This is a genomic window from Mesorhizobium sp. M3A.F.Ca.ET.175.01.1.1, from assembly GCF_004791945.1.
Classification (GTDB): domain Bacteria; phylum Pseudomonadota; class Alphaproteobacteria; order Rhizobiales; family Rhizobiaceae; genus Mesorhizobium.
This window is the reverse complement of record NZ_SRTP01000001.1, coordinates 763642-784829: the sequence shown is the minus strand read 5'-3', so window position 1 is coordinate 784829 and position 21188 is coordinate 763642. Positions and strand designations below refer to the sequence as shown.

The 21188-nt window shown below is 64.9% G+C and carries 23 protein-coding genes; 3 read left to right on the top strand and 20 right to left on the bottom strand.

The features are described 5' to 3' along the window. Positions 1-46: 46 nt before the first annotated feature. Positions 47-613 carry a sigma-70 family RNA polymerase sigma factor gene (locus EN818_RS03990; protein ID WP_280952470.1) on the top strand — a complete coding sequence of 189 codons (567 nt, stop codon included), beginning with the start codon at positions 47-49 and terminating at the stop codon, positions 611-613. A 21-nt stretch (positions 614-634) separates the two neighbouring features. Here the strand turns inward: EN818_RS03990 and EN818_RS32555 are convergent, their stop codons facing one another. From EN818_RS32555 to EN818_RS03940, 11 genes are all read right to left on the bottom strand, one after another. Further along, on the bottom strand, positions 635-811 hold the full coding sequence (locus EN818_RS32555) for a hypothetical protein (RefSeq protein WP_095808365.1): 177 nt from the start codon (positions 809-811) through the stop codon (positions 635-637). 201 nt (positions 812-1012) lie between these two features. Continuing rightward, positions 1013-1231 (bottom strand): hypothetical protein, encoded by a 219-nt coding sequence (locus EN818_RS03985; protein ID WP_095808364.1) that lies wholly within the window; start codon positions 1229-1231, stop codon positions 1013-1015. Positions 1232-1296: 65 nt separating this feature from the next. Then, on the bottom strand, positions 1297-2211 hold the full coding sequence (locus EN818_RS03980; protein WP_165349845.1) for a class I SAM-dependent methyltransferase: 915 nt from the start codon (positions 2209-2211) through the stop codon (positions 1297-1299). Then, the gene (locus tag EN818_RS03975) at positions 2208-3203 is read right to left on the bottom strand and encodes a GNAT family N-acetyltransferase (RefSeq protein WP_095808363.1); all 996 of its coding nucleotides are present in this window, start codon (positions 3201-3203) and stop codon (positions 2208-2210) included. The genes EN818_RS03980 and EN818_RS03975 overlap by 4 nt, the downstream gene beginning before the upstream one ends. Continuing rightward, positions 3200-4264 (bottom strand): glycosyltransferase, encoded by a 1065-nt coding sequence (locus EN818_RS03970; protein WP_095808362.1) that lies wholly within the window; start codon positions 4262-4264, stop codon positions 3200-3202. The genes EN818_RS03975 and EN818_RS03970 overlap by 4 nt, the downstream gene beginning before the upstream one ends. A 31-nt stretch (positions 4265-4295) precedes the next feature. Beyond that, positions 4296-5228, bottom strand: a complete 933-nt coding sequence (locus tag EN818_RS03965; protein ID WP_095808361.1) for a beta-xylosidase — start codon at positions 5226-5228, stop codon at positions 4296-4298. Further along, a complete protein-coding gene (locus EN818_RS03960; protein WP_129552787.1) occupies positions 5221-5982 on the bottom strand; it encodes a TIGR04290 family methyltransferase in 762 nt (253 codons plus the stop codon). The genes EN818_RS03965 and EN818_RS03960 overlap by 8 nt, the downstream gene beginning before the upstream one ends. 2 nt (positions 5983-5984) lie before the next feature. Beyond that, on the bottom strand, positions 5985-6788 hold the full coding sequence (locus EN818_RS03955; RefSeq protein WP_095808359.1) for a sugar phosphate nucleotidyltransferase: 804 nt from the start codon (positions 6786-6788) through the stop codon (positions 5985-5987). Continuing rightward, complete coding sequence (locus EN818_RS03950; protein WP_095808358.1) at positions 6788-7888, bottom strand: glycosyltransferase; 1101 nt, start codon at positions 7886-7888, stop codon at positions 6788-6790. The genes EN818_RS03955 and EN818_RS03950 overlap by 1 nt, the downstream gene beginning before the upstream one ends. Positions 7889-7900: 12 nt before the next feature. After that, positions 7901-8497, bottom strand: a complete 597-nt coding sequence (locus tag EN818_RS03945; protein ID WP_095808357.1) for a histidine phosphatase family protein — start codon at positions 8495-8497, stop codon at positions 7901-7903. After that, positions 8494-9597 carry an inositol-3-phosphate synthase gene (locus EN818_RS03940; protein WP_095808414.1) on the bottom strand — a complete coding sequence of 368 codons (1104 nt, stop codon included), beginning with the start codon at positions 9595-9597 and terminating at the stop codon, positions 8494-8496. The genes EN818_RS03945 and EN818_RS03940 overlap by 4 nt, the downstream gene beginning before the upstream one ends. 107 nt (positions 9598-9704) lie before the next feature. Between EN818_RS03940 and EN818_RS03935 the strand changes: the two genes are divergently transcribed. After that, positions 9705-11492: a hypothetical protein gene (locus tag EN818_RS03935; RefSeq protein ID WP_245454791.1), complete on the top strand. Its 1788-nt coding sequence runs from the start codon at positions 9705-9707 to the stop codon at positions 11490-11492. A 15-nt stretch (positions 11493-11507) separates the two neighbouring features. Here the strand turns inward: EN818_RS03935 and EN818_RS03930 are convergent, their stop codons facing one another. From EN818_RS03930 to EN818_RS03890, 9 genes are read right to left on the bottom strand one after another with little or no spacing between them, the layout of a single operon-like run. Beyond that, positions 11508-11726: a hypothetical protein gene (locus tag EN818_RS03930; RefSeq protein WP_245420543.1), complete on the bottom strand. Its 219-nt coding sequence runs from the start codon at positions 11724-11726 to the stop codon at positions 11508-11510. Positions 11727-11786: 60 nt separating this feature from the next. Beyond that, the gene (locus tag EN818_RS03925; protein ID WP_095808412.1) at positions 11787-12821 is read right to left on the bottom strand and encodes a UDP-glucuronic acid decarboxylase family protein; all 1035 of its coding nucleotides are present in this window, start codon (positions 12819-12821) and stop codon (positions 11787-11789) included. 23 nt (positions 12822-12844) lie between these two features. Next, entirely contained in the window at positions 12845-13954 is a 1110-nt protein-coding gene (locus EN818_RS03920) for a glycosyltransferase (RefSeq protein ID WP_095808355.1), read from the bottom strand. Then, positions 13951-15045, bottom strand: a complete 1095-nt coding sequence (locus EN818_RS03915) for a glycosyltransferase (protein ID WP_095808354.1) — start codon at positions 15043-15045, stop codon at positions 13951-13953. The genes EN818_RS03920 and EN818_RS03915 overlap by 4 nt, the downstream gene beginning before the upstream one ends. Next, entirely contained in the window at positions 15042-16172 is a 1131-nt protein-coding gene (locus EN818_RS03910; protein ID WP_095808353.1) for a glycosyltransferase, read from the bottom strand. The genes EN818_RS03915 and EN818_RS03910 overlap by 4 nt, the downstream gene beginning before the upstream one ends. 2 nt (positions 16173-16174) lie before the next feature. Then, the gene (locus EN818_RS03905) at positions 16175-17275 is read right to left on the bottom strand and encodes a glycosyltransferase family 4 protein (protein WP_135904060.1); all 1101 of its coding nucleotides are present in this window, start codon (positions 17273-17275) and stop codon (positions 16175-16177) included. Next, complete coding sequence (locus tag EN818_RS03900) at positions 17260-18552, bottom strand: TIGR04295 family B12-binding domain-containing radical SAM protein (RefSeq protein ID WP_095808351.1); 1293 nt, start codon at positions 18550-18552, stop codon at positions 17260-17262. The genes EN818_RS03905 and EN818_RS03900 overlap by 16 nt, the downstream gene beginning before the upstream one ends. Then, a complete protein-coding gene (locus EN818_RS03895; protein WP_095808350.1) occupies positions 18549-19622 on the bottom strand; it encodes an NAD-dependent epimerase/dehydratase family protein in 1074 nt (357 codons plus the stop codon). The genes EN818_RS03900 and EN818_RS03895 overlap by 4 nt, the downstream gene beginning before the upstream one ends. Continuing rightward, the gene (locus EN818_RS03890; RefSeq protein ID WP_095808349.1) at positions 19619-20725 is read right to left on the bottom strand and encodes an SDR family NAD(P)-dependent oxidoreductase; all 1107 of its coding nucleotides are present in this window, start codon (positions 20723-20725) and stop codon (positions 19619-19621) included. The genes EN818_RS03895 and EN818_RS03890 overlap by 4 nt, the downstream gene beginning before the upstream one ends. Positions 20726-20909: 184 nt before the next feature. Here EN818_RS03890 and EN818_RS03885 point away from each other — a divergent pair, with 184 nt between their 5' ends. Further along, positions 20910-21182 (top strand): hypothetical protein, encoded by a 273-nt coding sequence (locus EN818_RS03885; protein ID WP_095808348.1) that lies wholly within the window; start codon positions 20910-20912, stop codon positions 21180-21182. The last annotated feature ends 6 nt before the right edge of the window (positions 21183-21188 follow it).

Sequence of the window (21188 nt, the reverse complement as noted above, 5' to 3'; positions counted from 1 at the left end):
ATCAACCACCATTCCTGGGGCCAGAACATTGATACCCGGAGATCATGTGACGCGGAGCCGCGAGGCAGAGGGAATATCCATCGTCGATCTCATCCCTGCGTTACGAGCTTTCGCGCGGACCTTTTGCCGGATGCCGGACGATGCCGATGACCTGGTTCAGGAAACGCTGACCAAGGGGCTTGCTAATCTGGACAAGTTCGAGCCGGGAACGCGCATGAAGTCATGGCTTTTCACCATCATGCGCAACACCCATTATACACGTATCAAGGCAGCGGCCAGGGAGGCGCCCGGCCTGCTCGACTGCGCTTCCAGCCGGCCGATTTCGGAAGCGTCCCAAGATTGGTCGGTACAGAGCAGGGAAGTCCACCGGGCCATCCAGAAGCTTCCCTCGCACCAGCGCGAAGTGCTGATGCTGATCGGCGTCCTGGGCGTCAGTTATGAGGAAACGGCGGAGATTTGCGGCTGCGCGGTCGGCACTGTGAAAAGCCGGCTCAACCGCGCGCGTGCGGGTGTTCTGGAATTCCTCGGCGAGAGCTCGCCGCAAACCTTGGTCGAAAGGCGCCAATATCTATCGGAGGATCATTGGGATTTGGAGGCTGCCAGGCGACGTTGACAAGTGACGTTTTGTCGGGGGTCAGTTTGTCGTCTCGCGCCTGCGCTTTTCGATCAACGCGTTCTGCAATTGGATCGCGAGCTTGGTGAGGCGATCAGGAACCTTTTCCTGCTCAATGGCGGACAACAGTGAGGCAATCTCCTGGTCCATGCCCAGGCTCGCCTGAGGGCCGAGATCGCCGTGGCTCGCGCGAGACATCGCTTTCTCTTAACAAATGAGGTCTCTTCAAATTCACTGAGACCATAGACGGACGCAGTTTGCAAGGCGGTTCCAGCCGCAGGGCCGATCCGATTTCGGCTCTGCACAGGATTGTTCTCCAGTGCCAATTCCGCTGCCCGAAGCTCCCGGTTTGCGAGATCCGTCGCGCGCAAGCGCCGAGGCTCGATCAGCCGACCGAGCCTACTCCTCGGGCAACCGGTTGGCTGCATGATCCTGATACTGATCGGACTTGGTCCGGTTGCCGTCGAGGCCGCGTTGCTCGGAGTGCTGCTTCTTGTCCCGGTTCGACAGGACGTCGTTTTCACCAACCATGTCCTTGGGAAGGTTGGTCTTCGCTCCGCTGCCGGAACCCTTGCCTTGGCTGCCGCGCCCCATGTGCTTCTTGCCGCCGGACGCCATCGCCTTCTCCTGTGGTTCGCTTTCGCCGCTAACCTGGTCCTGGGGTCCGAACTTCTCTTCCTCCGTTATGTTCCGCAGCCCCGACGCACAAGAAAGGCGGCGCCGTCCCAAAGGCTGAACGGCTTCTCGCCGGCGATGAGGACGTCCAGGCGGTGCGCATCGGCCAAGGAGCGAACATCGCAGCGGTCTCGGGCGCCTGCTTCCCGATAGGAATAGTTGAGGATTGCGGCCATTCCGCCTCGCCGCAGCACCCGCGCGATCTCGCCGAAATGCCGCTCGGCTACACCGGCGAGCACCAGATAGGGGAAGCTGTCGACCGCCAGCACGCCATCGAAGCTTTCGTCGGCGAAATCGTCGAGGCCGAAGCCGGAGGCCCGGCGAAGCTCCACAGTGGCAAGGCCGGCGCATCGCTGTCGCGCGATGGCGATCATGTTGGAGGAAATGTCGGTGCCGACAATGTGCCCCACCTTGGCGTGAAGCGCGGCTTCGAACCGGCCGATCCCGCAACCGATGTCCAGAATTGCCTTGCCTGTGCCGCCGAAGCCTTGCTGTTCCAGCCAGGAGCAGATCTCGGCTGTAGCCGCGCAGAGTTTTTCCTCATCGCCAAGCGACGACAGTTGCACGCTGGCGGGCGCAGAGATGGCGGCCGCCCGGTCGAAGCCGCTGGCCAGCCGTTCGATGGTCATGGCAGCCGTCTCGCCATCCGGGCGCTCATGGCATACCGAGGCCGCCGTCGCGCGGAGTTGGTCGAAGACATCGGGCTTGGTCGCGAGCAACGCCGCGATGTCCTCGAGCCAGTTCCTCCACCCGAACTGGCTTGAGCGCAGCTCCATCGCGATCTTCGCCAGTTCTGCCGCCCCGATCTCCGGCTCGACGCAGGCTGCCAGCCTGGCGAGTGCAACTTCGGCGCAGACGCCATCTGACATGCATTCCTCGAGGACGCGCCTTGCGGCCTTCGGCTCTTGCGTTGCTGCGCTCACGACGGTGCGCTCCGGGTCCAGACCCGTTGCTGCGTCCAGCGGTCGACGGCACCCCAGCCATATTTGTAGCTCTCTCGCCCGCGCAGGAAATCGAACTCACGAGCGCCCTCGTGAACGGCTTCTGCAATTGCCTCGCCGATCAGGATAGCGCCGGGGCTTTCCTCCGCGTAGCCGGGATCGAACCCGCCGAGATAGGCATAGGCGCGGCCGCGATGATGGAAGCCATAATAGGCGCCGACGACAGCCTCGCCGATTTCCATCAGCCAGCAGCGCGCTAGGCCATTGGCGGCGAGTCGAGGAAGGGCAGTCCGATGGAACTTCACCGCACAAGGGTCCGCCAGCACGCCGCCGCCTTGTCCGGCCCAGCGGGAGCCGTGCAGACGGATCAGATGATCGAGGAATGTCTCCGGATCGGTCTCGCAGCGTCTGATGATTACTGATCCTCTTCGTTGCGCGGCTCTCCATGCGCGACGCAACTGGCGCCTGCGCCGCGCCGGGACCAGGCTTGCAAGCGTCTCGTCACACGTAAGCGGGAGCACCGGACACGCGGCGTGGCTTGCGGATAGGCTCTCCACGGCATCCGGCAGCGCAAGGCTCGAGCAAGCGGCTTCTGGCGGAAGGTCCGGCAGGATCCATGACGACCATTCGAGCCGGAGCACTGCGCCGGCGATGGCAGCGTTCACCGCCGCCGCTTGTCCGGGCATGCACAGGATGTCGAGATAGTCGCTCAGCGAGATTCCGATCGGCAGCAGGCGCGACCCCGAGGCGTGTCGCTCGAGGTAGAGCGGCGCCAACCCGACAAGGTCCGTTCCGCTCCACACCGCAACAACCGCGAGATCGCCCGGCATAAAGGCCTGCCACCAGGGCAGCAGCCAGGCTGGAGATTGGAAAGGCGTCGCGGAGATGCATTGCGACCACAGCCGCCACCAAGGCGCTTCAAGGCCTTCGAGCGCATCTTGTTCGCGAATGATCTCGGCACAAAGCCCGCTCACCGGGCGGCTCCCTGCCACGTATGATGGGCGCCGAGCTGCGCCAGTTTGCGATAGGCATCCATATAGGCCGAAACCATGCGTTCGAGCGAGAAGCGGCGGCGCGCCTCGGCCCGGCATGTGTCATGGTCCAGCTCCGCGCAAGCAACCATGGCTTTCGCCATCTGATCGACGTCGTCGACGAGAAAGCCGGTCTTGCCGTGTTCGACGACGTCGGGCAGCGCGCCATTGGGAAAGGCGACGACCGGCGTGCCGCAGGCCAGCGCTTCCATGGCGACCAGCGAGCTGGTTTCCGCCGCGAGGCTTGGGATCACCAGGCAGCGCGCGGCATTGAGCAGGCGTCGCTTGGCAGACAAACCGAGGGGCCCGAGGAAGCGGCGTCGCCTGCCGAGGCAAGGCCTGATCTCGTCGGTGAAATACCGGACATGTGTCTCATAAGCGTAGAGCTGACCGCCGATCGCCAAAGGCATCGCGGCAAGCCTGGCGGCATCGAGCGCCAGATGGATGCCTTTCTCGGGACAGATGCGGCTCAGAACGAGCGCGAAATTGCGCCGCGAGCGCGGGTGGCTCAGGGCCTCGATGTCGACGCCATTGGGAATGGGCTTTATCAGCCTGGACCCGGGCGGCGCGGTCCTCTGCTGCGCCTCGGAGACTGCGTGCAGCCATAGATCGTCGCGCGACCGCGCCAGCACCTCAGGCGGATACCAGCCAAGCGGCAGGTGCAGCGTCACCAGTGTCGGGCCGTCGTCCGGCAGATAGGTATCGAAGTCGATGCCGTGCAGGTGCACCACGTCGATCGGCCACTGCGAGCGAGCGGCGGCGATGGCCGCGCGATGCGCTTGCTGTGCCCGCTTCTTTGCCGCCTCGTCGAGCGCCCCCGCTTCGGCGCGTGTTTCCACCAAAATGCCGGCAGCCCGGGACCCTTCGCAGGCGACCACGATCGACCGATGGCCTTGCTGCACCAGTGCGCGGTCCAGCATCGACAGCACCTGCTCGGCGCCGCCGACCGCATCGGGCCCGACGGGCGCGAGAGGGTAGGCGACGTTGAGCACCGTGAGGGTCATGGGCGGTCGAGCCTAAACTCCTCTTGGAACCTCATGCCGCCGAGATCTGCCGCACCGGCATCGCGGCAGCATTTATGCTCGGCGCGTAGCGACGGATCATGGCCGCACAGAACTCGGCAAACTCCTCGGGAACTTGTGGCGGACTGGTGTGATGCGGCTGAACGCCTCGATGCTCGGGCGTGAAGCAGAAGGTGACGGTAACGTCGAAATCGGCGAGCGCCTCCATCTGTCGGTCGAACCAATCGAGCGCGTTCGGCCGGAAGCTGTCGGCCCAGGAAAGCCCGGTGCGCAGGTTGGTGACCCCCAGCCGCTTCATCCAGGCGACGGCATCGTCCAGGCGGTGATCCTCGAAATGGAACCACTGGACCAGCCCCATCTCCGGGGCATGGCGGGCGAATTCCTCGAGAGCGGGCTTGGGCGTGCCGTCCTCACGCAGCAGGCCCATGTAGAAGTGCCGGTAGTAGGAGGAACCTTCCGCCTCGCGATGGCGCGTCGTCGCCTCCCAGGCGCTGGGCAGGTCATAAAGGCTGTACCATTGCACGCGCGGTGCAATGGCAAGCAGCAGCTCGGCTGTCCGGCGCAGGCCCCAGGCCTGGATCTCCTCGGCGCCGAAGGTCGAGACCCCGACTTCACTGACCCAGATCGGCAGCTCGGTCACACTCGCGATCTCGCCAAGCTTCTGCGGCCATTCGTGGATCTGCCAGAGGTTCCAGTCGAGCGGGAAGCCGTGCACCGCCACGGCATCGACATGGTCGAGCACGCCGAACTCCCTCATTCGCGTGATGAATCCGGCATCGATCGGCGAGATGCCGCCGAGCACTTTTGTGATTGCCGGGTTCTCCAAGCTGATCGCCTCGGCCGCCAGGGTCGCCATCCGGGCGAAGCGGCTCCAGTCGGGATCGAGCTCGGGGTCCCAATGGGACTTGTTGTTCGGTTCGTTCCAGATCATCGCCGCTTCAATCATCTGACGGTCCTTTCGATGGATATGCCGCGCCGCCCCCTTGAGGCTCGCCCGCCGCGCGGCAGAAATAGACCTCGTCTTCGGGGTGAAGCAGGATCTCGAAGCCGGCGCTGCGCAACATCGCCTCGGTGCAGGCACGATTGGGGATCCACCAGTTGGTCGGATCGTCTGCGTAGCGATGCTCGATGAAATGCAGCCGGGGGAACTCGGGCCGGTCGAACAGCTCCCGCATCCAGAAATGATAGTCCTGTTCGAGCGCGAGGACGTCGCCGCTGCCGCGCTGCATCGATTGAAAGACCATCAGGTCCCGCGCGACGTGCTCGCGGACCAGGTCCAGCGCCAGCAGCGGATGCCGCAGGTGGTAGAGCACGCCCATGAACAGCACGATATCGAAGCTCTCGCCGAGCGCGCCGACGTCATAGACCGACAGCTGCCGGAATTCGATCTGGCATTCCGCGATCTCGGCGGCGAAACGCGCCTGCGCCAGATAGCCCTCGTCGAAGTCGATGCCGAGCACGCGATCGGCGCCGCGCTTCTTCATCTCGATCGAGTAGAAGCCGGCATTGCACCCGATATCCAGCACGGACTTGCCCGACAGATCGGCCGGAATGGCATCCGCGAATTTGCGCCATTTGATCAGCGGATAATTGCCGAGGAAATGGTCGGGAGCGGTCTCAACGCCGGCCAGTTCCATGTTGTGGAACCACGGCCCGAGCGCGTCGATGCGGCGGCGTATTTCGGCATTGGAATGCAGCATGGCTAGCCTCCCTCGCCAGGAAAGGATGGTACCCGAGAGCGGCCCTGAGGCATGATGGCCGGTGTGCCTTCCACTTCGGCCGCTTCGTTGTTTTCCAGCAGCCGGAGCGCGGTCCGATAGCCGTTGAAGGTGCCGACGTCGACATAGGCGGTGCCTGCCTTCACGCCCCAGGCTTCACCGCCGGCAGCCAGATAGGCATTGACCAGCGTGCCGAAATACTCGTCGCGGCCCTCCCGCTCGCGCCACAGGGCGGCGAGCTCGTGAAAGATGCCGCCCGGCATCTTGAATGCGCCCCAGACCCAGTCCGTCGCCGCGTCGCGCTGCTTGACCTGGATCTGCTCGACACGGCTGTCATCATCGACCACCACGGCATCGAAAAGCTCCGGGCGGTCGACCGGAAACATGAGGAAGGACAGCCGGTCGTCGGCCAGGTGGCAAAAGCCGTCCTCGGGAAACCAGATCGTGTCCGGGAGGCCGATGAGGACCGTTTCGTCCGGCGCGACGAGCGGCGCAGCGCGGAAGATCGCGTCGCAAAGGCCGACCGGAGAGGGCTGCGCGACGAAGATCGCGGCGGCGCCGTCATAGCCGGCCGCGTAGTATTCGAGGATGTCCGATTTGCCTGATCCGATGATGAAGCAGATCCTGTCGACGCCGTTGCGCACCATTCGCCGCACCAGATATTCGCTGACCGCGCAGGGGCGCTCCGTCTGCCCGTCCATCCGGCTGCCCACCGGCAGCAATTCCTTGGAAAAGCCGAGCGGTTGGATGCGGCTGCCGCGCCCCGCCGCAGGCACAATACCCAGCATCAGACGGCTTCCTTCATGACTTCGCCCGCCGGCGTCCTGGCGGCATCGGCCAGGATCCGATCCAGTTCTGACGCGCGCCGGGCCGATGTATGTTCGTCGAGGACGCGTTCGCGGGCATGGCGGCGCAGCGCGCCCAGCTCCCCGTCCGACAGGCCGAGCGCCGCGATAACGTCGTCGGTTGAATGCGCCAGAAGGATTTCCCTGCCCGGATCGAAGAAGCTGTCCAGGCCCGGCCAGTCGTCGGAGATGATCGCCGCGCCGCAGGCCGCCGCCTCGAACAGCCGGCCTGAGGGGCACCAGCCCTTTCTCGCCATCGCCTCGCGCGTGACATTCAGCGTCAGGCGTGACGAGCAGAAAAAGGCGGAATGGTCAGCGGGCGGCAGATGCCTGACGAAGAAGATGTTGTCGCCCCACGGAAATTCCTGCGGATATTGCGCGCCGCCAATGATGAAGCGGCGATCAGGCATCCGTGCTGCGGGCGCGACCAGCAGTTTTTCGACAGCGGCCTGCCGATCCGCCGCATAGGTCCCCAGGTACGACAGGTCGCCGGCAAATTCCTGCCTGGGCGGTGCCGGCCGGTGGCGGTCAGGGTCGACATGGCCGTAAAGCGGCACGACGTGGCACGCGCCCAGCATGGACTTCAGCGCATCCAGCGCCGGACCACCGGTGAAGCTCAGCACCAGATCGAAGTCGCGAAGGCCTTCCGGACCGAAATAGTCCGGGTGTTCGCCCTGCTCGATCCTCGTCAGCGTCACCGGTGTATCGAGATCGTAGAACACCTTCAGCCCGCGGCAGCTCTCCTGGGCAAGCCGCGATGCTTCGACGGCGTCCGGGCAGTAGGAGGTGATGATGACCACATCCGCCTGCCGGATTGCGACGGCCGCGGCGCGGCGTATCTCTTCCCAGTCCGGATAGAGCACCAGGTCGCCGCCATCGAGCCGGTCGAGATCCCTGGCGCCGGCGTAGTAAGGCGTGTCGCGTTCGAAGAAGCTGATCGACCAGCCCAGCGGCGCCAGCGCCCGGATCAGCCCGCGCCAGAGCGTGGCATGCCCGTTTCCCCATGACGACGTGACGGTGAGACCGAAAATGACCATGCGCATCGGCAGCGTCCGTCAGGCGACTTCGTTCAGGCGGATGAGCTTCGAGCCCCAATCGCCGCTGACGATGGTGGTGAGCGAGGCCGGCTCTATGTCGAAGCGGAAGCAGTCGCCCAGCTGCAGCCCGAGAACCTTGCATACCGCCGCCTTGATGACGTCGGCATGGCTGACAAGCGCAACGACCTGGTTCTGCGCGTCTTGGCGTGTCTCGTCCATCAGGCCGACAACCCGTTCCTGCACGGCCAGCATCGTCTCGCCGCTCGGCGTGCGTGCGCTTTGGCGCTGGTCGTTCCACAAGCGCCAGCGGGCGTCTCCGTTCAGCTCTTCGAATGTCTTCCCGGACCAGGCGCCGAAGTCGATTTCGTCCAGTTCCTGGCAGATCCCGATCTTCTCGATGTCGCAGGCTGTGGCGATCGGCTTTGCGGTTTCCAAGGTCCGCTCACGCGGACTGCTCAGGATGGCAGAGATCGGTTCCCGCGCCATGCGGCGGGCAAGACGCAGAGCCTGCGCCTGCCCGGCCTGGCCGAGTCTGATGCCTTGCAGGCGCCCTGCCAGATAGCTCCCGACATTGTCGTGCGCCGCATGGCGGATGAGAAGGAAGGTCGTGGTCATTCCGCGGCATCCAGCATCGGCTCGTCCCTGCCGGCGATGAAGGCTAGCGTGCGCAGACGCGCTTCGGCGTCGGTGAACTGCTCCGGCGGCGACTTCATGAAGTAGCTGCAAGGTCCCGTCAGCGCCCCGGCGATGCCCCGGTCGAGAGCGAGCTTGGCGCAGCGCACCGCATCGATCACGACGCCGGCCGAATTAGGCGAATCCCAGACCTCCAGCTTGAGCTCGGCATTCAGCGGCACGCCGCCGAATGTCGTGCCTTCGACACGTATATAGGCCCATTTGCGATCGGTCAGCCAAGGCACGTGATCGCTGGGGCCGACATGGATGTTGCCGGCTTCGAGCGGAACGTCGATCTGGCTGGTGACGGACTGCGTCTTGGAAATCTTCTTCGATTCCAGCCGCTCCCGCTCCAGCATGTTGAGGAAGTCGGTGTTGCCCCCGAAATTGAGCTGGTAGGTGCGGTCGATGCGCACGCCGCGCTCCCGGAACAAATTGGCAAGCAGCCGGTGCACGATGGTGGCGCCGACCTGGCTCTTGATGTCGTCGCCAATAAGGGGAAGCCCACGCTCCTCGAAACGCCGGCGCCATTCCGCCCGTGAAGCGATGAAGACCGGTATGCAGTTGACGAATGCGCATCCGGCCTGAAGCGCGCATTCGGCATAGAAGTGTGTGGCCGCTTCCGAGCCGACGGGCAGGTAGGACACCAGCACCTCGGCTCCGCTGTCGCGAAGACGCTCGGTCACGTCGACGACCGGCTCGTCCGCTTCTTCGATCTCGTCGCGCAGATATTTGCCGATGCCGTCGAGCGTCGGGCCGCGCTCCACGCGAGCTCCGGTGGGGGCAGCATCGGCAAAGCGGAAGGTGTTGTTGGGCGCGCTGTAGATCGCTTCGGCCACATCGCGCCCAACCTTGCTCTTCGCGACATCGAAGGCACAGACCACTTCGATGGCATCGACATGATAGCCACCGAGGTCGGCATGCATCAGCCCGGGGATAGGCTCGTTGCTTTTCGCGTTGCGGTAGAAGGAGAGACCTTGCACAAGGGAGGATGCGCAATTGCCGACGCCAACGATGCCGATACGAACCTTCTTCGATGTCACGAAGCCGCCTCTGCTGTTGGGGGTAAGTTCCTCGTCGCCGAACCGCAAGCAGCCCGGAATGTTCCTTGGAAGGCGGAAAAATTACGGTGCCCGATCGTGGATCAAAGATGCTGCGCTTTGCGTTGGCGGCCAGACAGCCAGGCAGGAGCGGCATGATCGTCTTTGCCGACCACAAACAGGCGCACGACGCGCGGCGGCTCAGGCAAGCAGCCTGCGAGGCGCTCGAAAAGATTGGTCGCATGCACCCCGGCATCGAACGGCATGCGGCGCTGGTGGAGCTGTTCATCGCCGTCTCGGAGTTGATCCAGGGTCTCGCGGATGCCCAATTCCAGGCCAGCGGCATCGACATCAATTCACCCGACCAGCAGCGCGGTGCAGTGATCCTGGTCGCGCTGGCCAAGGAAGTGATGCGATCCTGGCAGGGCGGCTTTGCCGTTCGCGAAGCGCTCGACCCCGACCTGACAAAAAGGCTGGCCGGTCTCGACTGCGTGGGCGAGATCGCGACCGGCGCGGCCGAAGGCTACGCGCTCTATGCACTCTACCCGGAAACCTATCTCGTCGCAGCACAGCAGTCCGGCCTCAATGCGGACACATGCGTCATTGGCATCCGCAGCATTGGTCTCGGACTTGGCGCCCTGGTCGCCGCCGCACTTGGCGCGCCGCCGCCCGTCAGCCTGCGCCCCATCGGGCACCCCTTCGACCGATGCGTGTCTGCCAGTCCCGACCTCATAGCCGGCTGGCGGGACAACTCGGTAGCCAAATTCGCGATCGTCGACGAAGGCCCGGGCCTTTCCGGCAGCTCCTTCCGTGCAGTCGTCCAATGGTTGGCGGGGCAGGGTGTCGATCTTGATCGCATCCATCTGTTCCCGAGCCATCGCGGTGGTCCGGGCGCAGAAGCTTCGCCAGAGATCCGCAATATCTGGTCGCGTTGCCGATGCCACGTCGCGGATTTCGAGCACGCCTTCGACGGGCAGGCAGCACCCTCGCTGCGGCAATGGACAGCAGGTCTGCTCGGCAGGCCCGATATCCAACTTCGCGAAATCTCCGGTGGCGAATGGCGCAAGCATCTTCCTCAGCCAATCGAGCAGTGGCCGCCGTCCTTCGCCCGCTTCGAGCGGCGCAAGTTCATCACATCGGCGGGTGGCGAGCGCTGGTTGGTCAAGTTCGCTGGCCTCGGCGAGACGGGGCGGCGCAAGCTGCGCACGGCCGGAGCGCTCCATGAAGCGGGCTTCGGGCCGCCGATTGCCGGTCTCTGCCACGGCTTCCTGGTAGAACGCTGGATCGACGCGGCCAGATTGGATCAGGCCGATGTGAGCCGGGACAGGCTGGTCGAGTGGCTTGGTCGCTATCTCGGCTGGCGCTGTGCCAATCTCAGATCCGAAGAGGTCGGCGCGTCGGCATCTGGGCTGGCAAGGATGGCGCTGCACAACTGCGCCGAGGCATTGGGGGGCGGTCCGGCGAGCGCTTTGCGGGACTGGTTCGCCAACCGGCCGACGCCGGAGTCAAAGCGAAGGGTCGAGATCGACGGACGGCTGCATCCTTGGGAATTTCTGGTCTGTTCAGACGGCACTCTTTTGAAGACGGACACGGTCGACCACTGCCGCGCGCACGACCTTGTCGGCTGCCAGGACATCGCCTGGGACATTGCCGGCGCCCGAGTGGAATACCAGCTGTCTCAAAGCGAATTCATGCGGCTGGTCCGAGGCGTCGAGGCAGAAGCATCGTGCCCCGTCGACCCCGGCTTGGTCGACTACCTGGAGCCATGCTACATCGCATTCCAGCTGGGGCTGTGGACGATGGCGGAAGGGTCTGCGGCGGACGAGGAAAAGACCCGGCTGACCGCCCTCGTCAAGCGCTATGAAGCGGAGCTTCTTCGCTTCCTGGAGCGACTTTGACTGAGGCGAGGGTGCTCAGTCCAGCTTGCGCAGCATATCGGCTTCCTGTTCCAAAATCGCGGCCACTTCCTCGCGCTGGAGATGAGTCATCATGAGGCTGACGCAGCATTCGAGATAGGTGATGGAGGCTCGTCTCAGGAAGGCGGCGGTCTCCATGGCTGCCATCTGCTCGACGTCCTTGGCTGATCGCTTCGGCTGCACGGCTGCATCCTCCATGCCGGTTGTGAAGCCCAACCAGAATCTCGGTTGGTTGTTCCGCCGGGACGGAAAGAACGCATGGCGCGTCCAGTGTTCTCAAAGCGGGAGATTCTGCACTTTGCCCGCACCCACTTTGTTGATCGCCGCGATGGGCTCCATCGCACCGTCGTCGCGTTCTGCGAAATAGGCGATCGTGCGCAGCAATCCTTGCCTGAGCGGTACCTGGGGCGACCAGCCAAGCAGCGCCTTGGCGCGGGCTATGTCGGGTCGGCGCCGGCGCGGATCGTCCTGCGGCAGCGGCAGAAACTTCACCGCCGATCTCGTGCCGGTCAGTTCGCGCACCAGGCTGGCCAGTTCGAGGATCGTGAACTCTCCGGGATTGCCAAGATTGACCGGCTGGCGAGGATTGGGTTCGACATCCATCAGGCGCAGCAATCCATCCACCAGGTCGGTGACATAGCAGAAGGAGCGGGTCTGCCGGCCGTCGCCGAAAATCGTCAGCGGCAGCTTCTCCAGCGCCTGCATGACGAGATTGGAAACGATGCGGCCGTCGGCCGGATCCATCTTCGGACCATAGGTGTTGAAGATGCGGGCGACGCGGACGTCTGCCATGCGCGCCCTGAGATAGTCGAAGCAAAGCGTTTCAGCGGTCCGCTTGCCCTCATCGTAGCAGGCGCGCGGACCAGTGCAGTTGACATGGCCGACATAGTCTTCGCGCTGCGGATGCCGGTCCGGATCGCCGTAGACTTCGCTCGTCGAGGCCTGCAGGAAACGGGCGCCGTTGCTCGCGGCGAGCTCGAGCAGGTTCAGCGTTCCGATGACGCAGGTGCGCGTCGTGTGAACCGGGTCGGCCTGGTAGCGCGGCGGCGAGGCCGCGCAGGCCAGGTTGAAGACACGTTCGACGGGCTCGCCGAGTTCCAGCGGGGCGCAAATGTCCTGCTCGATGAGCCGAAAGCGCGGCTGGCTGACGAGTGAAGCTATGTTCTCCATTCGGCCGGTGAGAAAATTGTCGACGCAGGTCACACGATAGCCTTCACCAAGCAGCGCCTCGCACAGGTGCGAACCCAGGAAGCCGGCGCCGCCGGCGACCAGCGCCGTGCGTGCCTGTCGAGCCTTTCTTGACCGCTGCATCTCTATGTTCTCCTGTCTGCCAGTCATGCTGCGCTTTCGATATCCAGATCGAACGCTTGATGTGTCTGGTTAGGCCGCGTCAGCGCCGAGATGAATTCGCGCGACCGCGCGGCCCCGGTATGTCTTGCGAGCACCAGTTCGCGGGCGCGCCGGGCCATGCCGAGCCTGGCCCGCTCGGATTGCCCGACCAGCGCCTGGACCACGTGTTCCGCACTGGCGGCGGTCTGGATCGCCGAGGCCGGGAAGAAGCTGTCGAGTCCCGCCCAGCGATCGCTGATGATCGGCGTGCCGCAGGCCGCGGCCTCGAAGAGACGTACGCTCGGCGACCAGCCCGCAGCGATCATCGACGCGCGCGTGAGGTTCAGCGTGTAGCGCTGCCGGCTGTAGAAGGCGGCGTGATCGGCGGGCGGCAGGTGTTCGACGCGTTCGACATTGTCCGGCCAGGCGAGATCGGCAGGATATTGCGAACCGGCCACGACAAAGCGTCGCTCGGGCAGCCGTCGCGCCGGCTCGAGCAGCAGCGCTTCCAGCGCCGGTTGCCTGTCCGAGCTGTAGGTTCCGAGATAGCCGAGATCCCATTGGATCCGGCTTCCGATCCGGTGATGGCGTTCCGGATCGACCGAACAGTAGAGCGGCTCGGCCCGTTGCGCGCCGAACTCCGATCTCAGGCGGTCCAGCGTCGGCCCGCCGCTGAAGGAGAAGTAGACGTCGAAATAGGGAATCTGCCGTCGGGCCAGATAGTCGCAATCATCCTCGGCGATCCTGGCCAGGGTGACCGGCGTGTCGATGTCGTAGAAACAGAAGTGGCCCGTGCACAGCGAGGCGAGCTCGTCGATGATCACCTTGCCTTCGGGCACGAAGGAGCCGACGACCACCACGTCGGCGCGCTGCAGCTCTCGATGATGGTTGCGGCGAAGCTCGTCGACGGTCTCGTAGTAGCGCAAGGTACAGAAATCGGGATCGCGCAGGTCGCGGTGATGCGCATACCAGGGCACGTCGCGTTCGAGAAATGTGATGCGGTGACCGAGTTCATGCAGGCCTCTCAGCAGTCCGCGAAAGGTCGTCGCGTGCCCGTTGCCCCAGGAGGAGGACAGCGAAAGACCGAGGAAAACGATGTCGAGTGCCTTCGTCATTCCGCAGCCTCCACGGTCGGGCGTTCGAAATGCGACTTGAAGATGACGTCCACCAGCTCGGCTCTCAGCGTGTAGGTGTGATCGGCAAGAACGCGCCGGAGCGCCGCAGCGCCGATCGCCTTCGCCCGCTGCGGCGAAAGGGTGCGCATGATCTCGACGACATCCGTGCCGTCCCGGGCGATCAGGATCTCCTCGCCGGGGGTCAGGAACAGCTCGACGCCGAGCCAGGCATCGGTGATGAGGCAGGCGCCTGCGCCCGCCGCCTCGAAGACCCGCGTCGCCGGCGAGAAGCCATTGGCGGCCATGCTGTCGCGGCTGATGTTCAGCACCGCCTTTGGCGTGACGTTGAAGGCGTTGTGGTCCCTCGTGCCGACATGTCCAAGCCATGAGACATTGGCCGGCAGCGGCTTGTCTCCCCAGCCGGAGCCGCCGAGCAGGAAGCGCTGGTCGGCCGAGGCGCGGGCGGGCTCCAGGAAGAAGGCTTCGACCCGCGCCTCCCGGTCCGGCAAGCGGTTGCCGAGGAAGGCAAGGTCGCAGGCAAAGCGCGGATTCGTGGCGACCGGGTGATGCGTCTCGGGATCGAGCGCATTGTAGATCGGCACGCATTCGGCCGCGCCCAGGGCCCGATACTCCCATACGACGGGATCGCCACCGCCATAGGTCAGCACAAGCCCGATCCGTTTCAGCGCGTCGTGCAATGGGTGGTCGGCGTCGTTTCGCAACTCGCCCAGCGTTGCGGGCGCATCGACGTCCCAGAACACGGTGAGCGCGTCGCTGCGGGCATTGTCGAGCACGGCGCGCAACAGCGCCTCGTCCTCGAAACCGACGCCGCTCGCCTTAACCACGATATCGGCCTGCGCGGCCCGCGACGCGACCTGCATCAGCGCATGCGGCGTCGCCTCGTAGACGACGACCGTGCACCAGTCCGGCGCCTCGATGTCGCGATGCCGCTGTCGGTCGAAAGCGTCGGGCTCGAAGAACACGATATCGTAGCCGCGCCGCGCAAGCGCTTTCAACAGGCCTCGATAATAGGTGGCGGCGCCGTTCCAGTACGAGGACAGCAGGCTTGATCCGTAGAATGCGATTTTCATGCCGCGGCCTCCCTTGCCGGTGCGCGATCAAGTGCCTGGCGATTGCCGCATGCGGCGAGAATGTCGAACAGTTCGTCCGCGCGGTGCCGGCAGGTATGCCTTGCGAGCACGGTTTCGAGGCCGCAGGCGGCCAGCGTCTCGGCAAGCTCTGGGTCGTGCAGCAGGTCGCGAAGATGGCGACGCATTTCGGCGCCGTCGCGCGCGAACAGGAAATCCTGTCCCGCGCGGAACAGTCCTTCGACGTCCGACCAGGGCGCGGAGACGAGGGGAATGCCGCAGGCCAGTGCCTCGAACATGCGGATGGTGGGAATGCCGGGCAGGCTTTCGCGGTATGGCCGGCGCGGAATGTGCACCGTTACGCGATGCCGCGCGAACGCTTGCGGGACGTCGGCATTGGCGATCCAGCCCTCGTAGCGCAGGCCGGCTTTGGCGAGAGCGGCAAGCGCCTCGGGCGGGTAGCGTACGCCGTGAACGGTTCCGGACAGGCCGGGTTCGCTTGCCGGCCCGATCAGGAACTCGCTGATTTCGGCGCTGCGCTCGTCGTCGCCCCAATTGCCGATCCAGACCAGGTCGGAGGCGCGATCGGTATCGGGTGAAGGCACGAACAGCCGGTGGTCCGCCGCCTCGTGCCAGGTGAAGGCCCGCTTGCCCCAGCCGGCCCGGAGATAGCTCTCCCGCAAAGCCTCGCCGAAGACCAGGACGCCGTCGTAATGGTCGAGGTTCAGCGCCGAGATCGATTGCGTTGCGGAGACGGCACGGTGATGCGTGTCGTGGAACAGAAGCGTGAAATTGCCTCCACTGGCTCGCGCCCGGCCGATGCGCGCGACAAGCTCCGGATCGGTCCATTCGTGCACGATCACGACGTCGGCCTTGGCAAGCCAGGCCTCATGTTCGAACGCGCCGTCATAGGTCACTGGCATCAGCTCGGGAAAATCCTTGCGGAAGCGCTCGACGGCGAAGGATCCCTTCTCGGCCAGCAGGTTGGAACGGCTCCACCCGTCGGCCGGCTCCAGCGCGAACGCATGATGTCCGCGCGCGATGAGCTCACGCATGATCCCCCGCTGGAAATGCGCGTTGCCATGGTTCCAGTCGGAAACGACGGAGTGGGTATAGAATAGGAAATGCATGGTCAGCGTCCTGCGACGGCCAGTGCCGCCTGATCGTAGATCTCGCGCATCGTTGCCGCCTGGGCCCGCAGCGAGAGCTTGCCTGCCCGTCGCGCGGCACGCCGGCCGAACCGGCGGCGCATGCCCTCGTCTCCGGCGAGGCTGGCGATGCATCCGGCAAGCGCATGCGCATCGCGCTTGTCGTAGAACACGGCCGCGCCGTCCCAGATCTCGCGGTAGGTCGCGATATCGGCAAGCACCAGCGGCGTCCCCGACGAAGCAGCCTCCAAAGCGGCGAGCCCGAAAGGCTCATAAAGCGACGGCGACACGAAAATGCCCGCCCGGCCCATCAGCCGGCGCACTTCGGCATGACCGATCGAGCCGAGCGAAAGGCAATTGTCGAGATGCGCACGCTGACCATCAGGGCCTTTGAGCGGACCGGCGGCAAAAACCGGCCAGTCGCAGTGGGCGGCCGCCGCGTCGAGCACCAAAGCGTTCTTGCCTTCGTCCCACCAGCGGGCCGCGGCAAAGACGAAGGGCTCGCGGTGCCCGGCCGTCGGGCCGGGCAAGCCGCCGTTGTGGACGACGCTCAGCCGCGCAATCGGTCCATAGCAGGCCTGCAGCATGTCGGCGTGGCTTCGGCTGGGAGCGACCACGGCGTCGGCGCGATCGAAGCCCGCTCTGTTGCGGCGCTTCTGCCAGCCCCAGTCGCCGGTCGCGGCTTTGCCGCGCACCGCATGAAGCCAGGTCACCACGCAGGAATGCGAGACCGCGATGACTGGGCAGGGCAGATCGAGCCCAGCGGCCTGCGCCGGAGCGTTGAGATGGACCAGATCGGCGGCGTAGGCGCTCGCAAGCGGCCCCAATTCGTCAGGCAACCGGTCGAGATCGTCCTCGCGATGTGTCATCCAGTCCGGCGGGGTCTTCAGCCATGCAAGCGTGGTGAAGGACTGCGCCTCGCGGGCCTGCTCCTCGCACGGTTCCGGCCCCAGGCCGGCAAGCACGATGCTGATGCCTTGGCTCGCCAGCTCACGCGCCAGGTCGAGTGAATAGCGCCAGATCCCGCCCACGGCATCGGTGGTCATCAGGATGCGTTTGGGACGATCGATCAATGGCTGCAGCATGAAGACTCCAACTCGGCAAGCGCATGCGGGCGCTGGTCCTGGATGTCGCTGAAGGTCCGAAACGAGGCGAGATAGTGCTCGTGCGCACGCTCCCAGGCGAAGTCGTCCGGCTCGCCCCATAATTCGCGATAGCTCGGAGAGCTCGGATAGGGATAGAGCGGCACCGGCTCGTTAGCCCAGACACCGTGATCGATCAGGTGCTTGCGCCAATAGTCCACCAGCGCCGGATCGTCCTCGACCACGCCGATCAGATTGGCCTGGACGAAAGGAACATGGCGGCGAGCGTCGACCAGCAGCGCGGCCAGTTCCTCTGTACCGAGGCGACAGCGCTTGGCCAGCATTTCGCGACCCTCGACGGTCAGGCTCTCCAGGCCTGCTTCGATCGACACGCAGCCGGCCGCGCCCAGCAACTCCAGCAGCTCCGGTTTCCACAGATCGATGCGCGTCTGGACGCCGAACTGCACCTCGCGCTCGATCAGCGCTTCAAGCAGGGCCTTCTGCGGCAGGAAGATCTCGTCGATGAAATAGATGTAGCCGACGCCCTGCGCGATCAGGCCGTCGATCTCGGCGACCACGGCCTCGTGGTTCCTGCGCCGGTAGGCGTCGCGAAAATCGATCTTGGCGCAGAAGCTGCAATTGTAGGGGCAGCCGCGCGACGCCTCCACTTCCGCTCCGGCTCCCCGCTGGTTGGAATCGAAACGGTGGTGATGATGCGCATGACCGGAGATCCAGTCGGACGGCCAGTGGACTGCCGGGTGGTCGACAAAGCGGCTGGCATGCACCCCGCCAGTCGCTATCAGCTCGCCGTCTAGGAGCCGCGCGGTATGAGCAACGGCGCTCCAGTCGCTCTGCCCGGCAAGCTCGGCGACCACCTCCTCGCATTCGCCGCGCACGACGACATCGACTCCAAGCTTGCGCAAGGCGGGCGCCGGCGTGGCCGAGGCGTGCGGCCCGACCGCGACGGTGCGGCCGCCGCGTCCGGCTAGACTTTCCAGGAACTCCGCCGGCACGCGCAGTTCGGGCGGGGCGCAGCGCCAGAAAAGGTAAGTCGGCGCCGTGGTCACGACGGTCATGTCCGGGCCAAACGCCGCCGCACGCTCGGCAAGCGTTGCGTTGTCGAGGTCCTGCAACTGCCCGTCCAGCATCAGCACGTCGTGCCCGGCTGCTTCCAGCAAGGCCTTGGCATAGCCCAGCTCCAGCGGCAGATGCGGCTGGCGGCAGCCGAAATAGATGCTGTGCTCGTAGGTCCAGTGGGGATTGACCAGGGCCACTCTCATGCGACGTACCTCGCGGCTTCAGGGCGTGGCTTCAGCCGGTGCCGCAGCAGCCAGCCGGCGAGATCGACGACACCCTTGCGCCACGGCACCTGCGCCTTCCAGCCGAGCGCGGCCTCGATCTTGCGGGTATCGGCAACGAAGAAGGGCTGGTCGCCGGTGCGCTCCGGTTCATGGCGGAGCGTGACGTCGCAATCGGTGACGGTTGCAATCTCGGCCAGCAACCCGCGCAGGCTGACTGCGTTACGCGGTCCGCCTCCCAGATTGAACGCCTGGCCCTTGAGGTCTTCGATCCCGGCCAGCACGGCGCGATAGGCGGCAACCGCATCGGAGACATGCAGGATGTCGCGCACCTGCTTGCCGTCGCCATAGACGGTGATGGGCCGGCCGCTGAGCGCGCTGAGCAGGAAATGCGCCACCCAGCCCTGGTCCTCGGTGCCGAACTGGTGCGGCCCGTATATGCAGCTCATGCGCAGCACCGCCGTCGGCAGGCCGTAGGACTTGGCGTAGTCGAGCACATACTGATCCGCCGCGCCCTTGGAACAGCCATAGGGGGTGCAGAAGTCGAGGCCGATCGTCTCGTCCACGCCATTGAGGCGGATGGCCTCGTCGCGAGGTTCGTAGCGATCGTCGGCTTCCCGCACCGCGATCTGCGGCAAGCTGCCATAGACCTTGTTGGTGCTGGCGAAGACGACGGGAACACCAATGCGGCGCGCAGCTTCGAGCACGTTGAACGTGCCTTTGAGATTGATGTCGAGGTCTTCCGCTGGGTCGACCAGGCTCGTGGTCACCGCCGTTTGCGCGGCCAGATGGAAGACGGCCTTCGCGGGCGCCAGTGCCGTGACCAGCGCGCCCGGCTCGCGTATGTCGACGGTTTCGACGCTGACGAGGCTGCCATGTGTTTGCGCCAGCCATTCCAGGTTCTGTTCGACGCCCGGGCGGCTGAGATTGTCGATGACCAGCACCGGCTCGCCATCCGACAGCAGGCTGTCGGCGAGGTTCGAGCCGATGAAGCCGCTGCCGCCGACGATCGCCACCGGGCCCCTGCCAAGCTCGCGGTTTTGCTGGTTCATGACACCAGACCCCGCTCTTCCAGTTCCCGCCGCATGTCGGCGCCGCGATCGATGGCGACGGTGTTGCGAACCCAGGCCACGAACTCGTCGAGCGAGTTCTCCAGCCGATGGTTGGGCTCGAAGCCGAGCAGTTCGCGCGCCTTGGCAATGTCTGCGAAACAGTTGCGGATATCGCCGGAACGAGCCTTGGCGAGAATTTCGGGCGGCCGTTTCGGGACGCCCATCGCTTCCGCAAGCAGCCGCGCGACCTCGCTGATCGTGTAGGAGCGTCCGCTGCCGATGTTGATGGCGTGGCCGGCTGCATGGCGCTGCTCCAGGGCCAGCCGGAAGGCGCGCGCGACGTCGCGCACATGGACGAAGTCGCGCTTTTGCCTGCCATCTTCGAAGATCGTCGGCGGCTTGCCGTTGGCCAGGCGTGAGGCGAAATTCGCAAGCACGCCGGTATAGGGATTGGCGAGCGCCTGACCGGCGCCGAAGACATTGAACAGCCGCAACGCCACCGCGTCGACGCCATACGCCTGGCCGAAGATCAGAACGGCACGCTCCTGCGCATATTTCGTGAGCGCATAGATGGAAGCGAGGTCGGCCCGCTTCTCCTCGTCGGTCGGGATCGGCGACAGCGTTTCGCCCGCATCCGACAAAAGATCCCAGCGGCCGTTCTTGATATCGGCCGGTCTGCGGCGCGCATCGTCGATGCGCCGCCCGTCCGGCGTCTGGTAGAGACCTTCGCCGTAGATGCTCATCGACGAGGCGACGACAATCCGTTCGACCGGCTTCTTGATCAGAGCCTCAAGAAGCGTCGCGGTGCCGAGATCATTGGTGGCGACATAGCGGGCGATCTCGTACATGGACTGGCCGACGCCGACTTCCGCCGCCAGATGGATGACGGCGTCGGCATCCGAAACAACCTCGGCCATAGCGGAGCGATCGCGCACGTCGCCCTTGATCAGTTCCGTTCCGGCCGGCATGGTGACGGCATCGGCGCCATGCACCTGTTCCAGCAGCGCGTCCAGGATGCGCACTGCATAGCCATGTTCGACGAGTTCCTGGGCGACATGGCGGCCAATGAAGCCGCAGCCTCCCGTAACCAATACGCGTTTCACGAGAACTCCCTTGCGGAATTGGCATAGGCGCCCCGAACTGCGGGGCAAAAGCTTTGTTCCCTACCTTCAATGAAGTTCCTGAAGGTCCCGAAAGAGAGGGCTTCGGCCTGGACCTGCTTCGGGAACATTGCCCTTTGCCCGCTGTTAGGGCCGCTCATCGGCCAGTGGCGAGAAAGGGAAATTCATGTCGGAGGCGAAGACGACCACCAATCACGACGAAATCCGCAAATGGGTGGAGGAAAGGGATGGCCACCCCGCGGTCGTTCGCACCAAAGGCGAGGGCGGTATCCTGCGCATAGACTTCGGCGAGCCTGAAGAGGCGCTCGACCCCATCGAGTGGGACGAGTTCTTCCGGATCTTCGACGAAAACGATCTCGCCTTCCTTCACCAGGACGAGGCAGGCCGCGGTGGGAAAAGCCGCTTCAACAAGTTCGTCGAGCGCAGCCGGAACGGCTGAGACCGT